Origin of the sequence: Kitasatospora sp. NPDC059599, assembly GCF_042735125.1 — a bacterium.
Lineage (GTDB): Bacteria > Actinomycetota > Actinomycetes > Streptomycetales > Streptomycetaceae > Kitasatospora.
Window position 1 is genome coordinate 1 of record NZ_JBHWCL010000278.1, and the last position, 4,138, is coordinate 4,138.

The 4,138-nt window shown below is 68.8% G+C and carries 5 protein-coding genes; 4 read left to right on the forward strand and 1 reads right to left on the reverse strand.

Annotation, left to right across the window (positions count from 1 at the left end):
• Window positions 1-404: 404 nt before the first annotated feature.
• Window positions 405-854 (forward strand): nuclear transport factor 2 family protein, encoded by a 450-nt coding sequence (locus ACFV04_RS43400; protein WP_380536589.1) that lies wholly within the window; start codon window positions 405-407, stop codon window positions 852-854.
• A 524-nt stretch (window positions 855-1,378) separates the two neighbouring features.
• On the opposite strand, the gene ACFV04_RS43405 is transcribed toward ACFV04_RS43400, so the two are convergent.
• Window positions 1,379-2,053, reverse strand: coding sequence for a TetR/AcrR family transcriptional regulator (locus ACFV04_RS43405; RefSeq protein ID WP_380536591.1), 675 nt, complete (start codon window positions 2,051-2,053; stop codon window positions 1,379-1,381).
• A 263-nt stretch (window positions 2,054-2,316) separates the two neighbouring features.
• Here ACFV04_RS43405 and ACFV04_RS43410 point away from each other — a divergent pair, with 263 nt between their 5' ends.
• The 3 genes from ACFV04_RS43410 to ACFV04_RS43420 all read left to right on the forward strand — a co-directional run bounded on the left by ACFV04_RS43410 (window position 2,317) and on the right by ACFV04_RS43420 (window position 3,843).
• Window positions 2,317-2,688 carry a DoxX family protein gene (locus tag ACFV04_RS43410; protein ID WP_380536592.1) on the forward strand — a complete coding sequence of 124 codons (372 nt, stop codon included), beginning with the start codon at window positions 2,317-2,319 and terminating at the stop codon, window positions 2,686-2,688.
• Window positions 2,689-2,759: 71 nt separating this feature from the next.
• On the forward strand, window positions 2,760-3,269 hold the full coding sequence (locus tag ACFV04_RS43415) for a VOC family protein (RefSeq protein ID WP_380536595.1): 510 nt from the start codon (window positions 2,760-2,762) through the stop codon (window positions 3,267-3,269).
• A 181-nt stretch (window positions 3,270-3,450) separates the two neighbouring features.
• The gene (locus ACFV04_RS43420; RefSeq protein WP_380536597.1) at window positions 3,451-3,843 is read left to right on the forward strand and encodes a nuclear transport factor 2 family protein; all 393 of its coding nucleotides are present in this window, start codon (window positions 3,451-3,453) and stop codon (window positions 3,841-3,843) included.
• The last annotated feature ends 295 nt before the right edge of the window (window positions 3,844-4,138 follow it).

The window sequence follows — 4,138 nt, forward strand, 5'->3', positions numbered from 1 at the left end:
TCCCCGGCCCGGTCCTCCCGCGTTCCCTGTCGAGTCAGCGTGTTGAGAGCGGCCGCCGCCCAGGACCCCGCTGCCCGCGACGCGGCTGACCACCAGGGCGGACGGGCCGATCCCGGCGGGGACCGGGTCATGCAGACCATCCGGCTCCCGTCGGTGCGGAACACAGGCCATTCGGCCTCGTACTCGCCCTTCCCTCGCCCCGGACGTGCCGTCCCTTGCGGCGCCGAGTGCTTCTCGGGCCCGGAGCGCCCGAAGCAGAAACGGACGGCCCGTCTGACGGACGGGGCATGCAGGACGAGAGACAACATGAGGCACCCCTCGGTTTCTGTGCTACTCTCAAAACATGAGGCGCCCCTCCGATTGATGTGGGGCGGCACCACCCAACGCCGAAAGAGAGAACTGCCATGGACGTCCACGGCACCGCTCAGAGCGAGCTCACCGACGAACAGGCCGCCGCGGAGTACCGCAAGGCCGCGAAGAACAAGGCGATCGTGCAGGCCGCGATCCGCGAGGTCGTCATCGGCAAGGACCCGGTCGCTGCCGAGCGCCTCTACGCCGAGAACTACATCCAGCACGACCCGCAGGTGCCGGACGGGCGGGAGACCTTCGTCCAGCTGCTGCAGTCGTTCCCGCCGAACTTCAAGGTCGAGGAGGGCGTGACACTCGCCTACGGCGACTTCGTGCTCTTCTACAACCGGACCACGGGTTTCGGCCCCGAGCCGCTGATCGCGGCCGAGATCTTCCGCATCGAGAACGACAAGATCGTCGAGCGGTGGGCCGTCTACCAGCCGGACACGGACAAGACCGTCAGCGGGCACCCGCTCTTCACCCCGGACATGGCCGGCTCGCGCTGACCACCGTCGCCCCGATGTCCCCCGCGCCCCAGGGTGCGGGGGACATCCGTGTTTCGCCCACCGACGCCGAGGCCCGGCCGGCGTTCCGAAGGACCGGTCCCGTCCCCTCATGGTTTCCGCGGTCGGCGGCGCGGAGGCGTCGCAGCGGGGCACGGGCCCGTGGCGAGAAGCGGCAGAAACGGCCTTCGCCTTCGGGCCGGCTCGGCCCCGGTCGTCCCCGTGTTCCGCTCGGGAGTCCGGAGGGCCTTGCCCTCGTCCCCGCGCGGGGTGCCTGCTGAGTGCTGCCGCCCTCGCGGCAGGTGGCGTTCGCGGCATGCGGCGAGGGCGGCGAACGGTCGTCCCAGGGTGATCGGGGTCGGCTTCACCCGTCACGAGGGTGCTCGTGGATCTGTCGGGCGCCGGATTCGGGCGCCTGACGGCCTTCGCCCGTGGCGCGCGCCCGGCTGGGGTGGTCCGGTGCCGGGCCCGTGTGCCGTCGTGCGTGTGGTGCGGCGGCCGGCCGGCGCGGGGCACCGCACCACGGCTCATTCGGTGCAGGAACCGCCGAGGGTGCTCATGGCGCGGAAGACCTCGTCGGGCGTCATGGGGGGTTCGGCGAGGGGGAGGGCCTTGTCGGCGCGGAAGGCGTCGAGCATCAGGCTGAGGTGGCGGCGCCAGGCGTTGGGGGCGATGGTGCGGGTGGCCTGGATGATGCGGGCCTGGGACCAGATAAGGAAGGCGATGTCCTCGGGCGTGGCATCGGCACGCAGGCTGCCCTGCTCCTGGGCCTTGGCGAAGATCTCGCAGGCCAGGTCGTAGCTGCGGTCGCGGACCTGCTCGGTGAGGGCTTCGGTGGGCAGGCGCATGGAGGCCAGGTCGTTGAAGGCGCGGTCGCGCGCCTGCAGCTCGCAGAACTTCTCCAGGTAGGAGCAGAAGCCCTGCCAGGCGTCGTCCATGGCCAGGGCCTGCTCGCCGGCGGCGATCCATTCCTGGAACTTCTCGGCGAACAGTTCCTCCACCAGGGCGATGCGGGTGGGGAAGTGCCGGTACAGCGTCCCGATCGCCACCCCGGCCTGGCGGGCGATGCCCTCCAGGGACGCCTCCAGGCCCTCTTCGGCGAAGGCGCCCCTGGCGGCGGCCAGGAGCGCGTCGCGGTTGCGCTGGGCGTCGCGGCGCAGCGGCTTTCCGGGGGGCGTGGTGGTCATCGGCTGGTGTGGCATGCGTCCCATCCTACCAGCAACATGAGGCATCCCTCCGATTCGTGCTACGGTTGCAAATGTGAGGCACCCCTCCGAATGGCGTGAACCATCGCGCCACGAGTGGCCGGACCAGGAAGTGATCCCCATGCGTGCCTTCACCCCCGACGCCTTCGGTGCCGCCGGCTTCTGGTTCGGCAACTCGATGCGCTCCGTCCAGTTCGGCTGACCCCGACTACCCCCTCCTTCCCCACCACGAACACCGACACGAACGAGAACCGGACACCATGAACGTCTTCCTGTGGATCCTCCAGGGCCTGCTCGCCGCCTTCTTCGCCATGGTCGGCCTGATGAAGGCCACCCAGCCCACGACCAAGCTCGCCAAGAGCCTGCCCTGGGTCGAGGACTTCACCCCCGGCGCGGTCAAGGCCATCGGCACCGCCGAGTTCCTCGGCGCCATCGCGCTGATCCTGCCCGCCGCGATAGGCACCGCCACCGTCCTGACCCCGCTCGCCGCCACCGGACTGGCCCTCACCATGGCCGGCGCCATCGTCGTCCACGCCCGGCGCAAGGAGAACAGCGTCATCGGCATGAACGTCCTGATGCTCGTCCTCGCCGCCGTCGTGGCCTGGGGCCGCTTCGGGCCCCACCACTTCTGATCAACCGCCAGCCCCGCTTCGGACAACGAACCCGCCGAACCTCGCCCCTGCGTCCTTCCAAGGAGACTGAGATGACCGAGATACCCAGTGACGTCGCGACTGCCGCTGAGCCCGCTGACACCGGACCGGGGACCGGGCGGGTTCACCAGCTCGGCCACATCGTGCTGTACGTCTCGGACCTGAAGCGTTCGCTCGCCTTCTACCGCGACGCTCTCGGCTGGCCCGTGATCCTGCAGGACCCGCGCGGGTTCGCGATCTTCCGCGCCGGTCACACCCACCACGACCTGGTGCTGATGGAGGTGGGCAAGCATGCCAAGCCCATTCCCCGAGGCAGGCGGCTGGGCATGTTCCACTTCGGGGTCAAGGTCGGCGACAGTGACGACGACCTGCGTGCCGTTCTTGCCCGCCTGCGCACGATGCCCGACATCACGATCAACGGGTTGGTCGATGAGGGGTTCGCCCACTGCATCTACCTGACCGACCCCGACGGCAACGACGTCGAACTCTACGTGGACATCCCCGGGCAGACCTGGGATCCGCCGGAGAAGCTCCTCGGCCCTCGGCGCCCCCTCCACCTGTGACCGCATGGCGGTGTCCCTCGTGCAGTGACTGACCGAGGGGATCCGCCCCGCCACCGACCACACCCCGAGGCAAGCCCGCCACCCACATCACCCAGACCCGTTTGGATCCACGGTGCAACGCCGGCACGAGCCCGACACCGCACCGATCAAGGCTTCGAACGAAAGCAACAGGAGGACAGCCATGGCCGACGAGACGGCAAACAAGGAGCTGGTACGAAAGGTGTTTGACGACATCTTCGTCAAGCATGACTTCAGCGCCTTCGACAAGTACTACGTCCAAGAAGGCTTCGTCCAGCACAACCCTTACATGGACAACGGGGTCGACGCCATCCGCGAGCTGGTAGCGGGCCTGACGGAAGCAGGTTCCACCTATGAGCTCGGCTTCATCACCGCCGCCGAAGACATCGTCATGATCCACGGCCGCTTCACCGGCTACAAGGCAGAACCGGTGATCGTCACCGACATCTACCGCGTGAAGGACGGAAAACTGGCGGAGCATTGGGACGTAATCCAGGACGAAGTACCGGAATCACGGACCAAGAGCGGCAACAGCATGTTCGAGCCGGGCGCGTGAACATTCGCAACCGGCCGTGAACCGCACCCCCACCCGGGAGCGAAAGGATCACGCTGGAGCCTGCCGGAGTTCCGGCAGGCTCCTGCGTGAAGAGTGCGGGATGAGAGCGTTGCCCGAAAGGCAAACGGCCCATGCGCGCCCGTCGGCTGAAGGCCGACACGCTTTCGTCCACACCGGCGACCATCGACGCGGTGTACGCCGCTGCCCGCCAGGCTGACCGGAACCTCCGCCAGGTCCGTCCCCCGCCTCCGGCGCCGACTCTGCCGCTGGACCGCGCGCTCCCGCTGCGCGGCCG